This window comes from Actinoplanes sp. NPDC023936 (genome assembly GCF_040639325.1).
In the GTDB taxonomy this organism is placed as follows: Bacteria; Actinomycetota; Actinomycetes; order Mycobacteriales; family Micromonosporaceae; genus Actinoplanes.
The window spans coordinates 1-1,320 of record NZ_JBEZZR010000098.1; the positions used below are offsets into that span (position 1 = coordinate 1).

At 67.0% G+C, this 1,320-nt stretch carries 1 protein-coding gene; it reads right to left on the reverse strand.

Annotation, left to right across the window (positions count from 1 at the left end):
• Nucleotides 1–19: 19 nt before the first annotated feature.
• The gene (locus tag AB0F72_RS42140) at nt 20–1,090 is read right to left on the reverse strand and encodes an IS110 family transposase (protein ID WP_360444959.1); all 1,071 of its coding nucleotides are present in this window, start codon (nt 1,088–1,090) and stop codon (nt 20–22) included.
• Nucleotides 1,091–1,320: the final 230 nt, after the last annotated feature.

The following is a 1,320-nucleotide window of genomic DNA, read 5'->3' on the forward strand; positions in this document are numbered from 1 at the left end:
TGGGAAGCCCCTATGTTTGTCAAGTGTTGAGTGGGGCTGTGGCCTGCGGGAATGCTTTCTTGATGATGGTGAATAGGTGGCGGGCGAGGTAGCGCTTGAGGCGGCGGATGGTGTCGCGGTTTGTGTGTCCTTTCGTGGTTCGTTTCTGCTGGTAGGCGCGGGTTTGTTCGTGGCTGCGTAGGCGGGTCAGGATGATGCGGTAGAGCGCGGCGTTGGCTTGGCGGTCGCCGCCGCGGTTGAGTCGGTGGCGTTGTTTGCGGCCGGAGGACATTTCGACGGGGCTGACGCCGCAGAGGGCGGCGAAGGCGGCCTCGCTGGTGATGCGGTCTGGGTTGTCGCCGCAGGTGATCAGCAGGGTCGCGGCGCTGTCGGGTCCGACGCCGTGTTCGGCGAGCAGGTCCGGGGCGGTGGCGGTGATCTGGGTGGTGATGCGGGCGGTGAGTTCTTTGATCTCGGAGTCGAGGTGTTTGATGCGTCGGGCGAGGAGCCGCAGGGTGTAGCCGGCCGCGCTGGTGGTGTCGTCGAGTTGGGCGCAGCGGGTGATCAGAGCGAGGGTGCCCACGCCGGTCAGGGATTCGCGCAGGGCGGGGCCGGCGGTGACCAGGACGGCTTTGAGCTGGTTGATCGCTTGGGTGCGGGCCTTGGTCGCGGAGTCTTTGGCGATCTTGTAGTGGCGGAGTTGTTCCACGGTCCCGTCGCCGGTCTTGGCGATCGCGGTGGCTCGGCCGGTGATCACGGCGTGGGCGGCGGCGATCGCGTCGATGGTGTCGTTCTTGCCGGTCCGGCGGCGGGTGGCCCGGTCCGGCCGGTTCACGTCGTAGACGGTGACGCCTGCTGCTTGCAGGGTTTGTGAGATGCCGGCGCCGTAGGAGCCGCTGCCCTCGACACCCGCGCGGTGCACCGTGCCGTGCTGGCGTGTCCAGGACAGCAGCTGCTGATATCCGGCCGAGGCAGCCGCGAACGACCGGGTCGACAACACGGTTCCCAGGCCATCGGTCACCGCGGCCACATGCTGGTCCCGGTGGGTATCGATTCCTAGCACGACCTCGTCGCCGGGCCGCAGGGATTGAGGCATGATGGTGCTCGTCATCGGTCTCCTCGATCAGCGTCAGGGGCAGGTGGCCGACGCCGGACCGGGGCCGCGGTCAGAGCTGTGACGGTGCCTGCTGCAAGGCCCCTATCGGGACACACGGCATCCGGCCCGGCGTCATCTACTCGCTTCGGCTTCCAGGCGACAGTTCCCACGCAAGGCACCAGCGCCAGCTACGGCTCGAGTCAACCCGAACACCGAAGACAAGAAACATACTCACAGCTACGGCT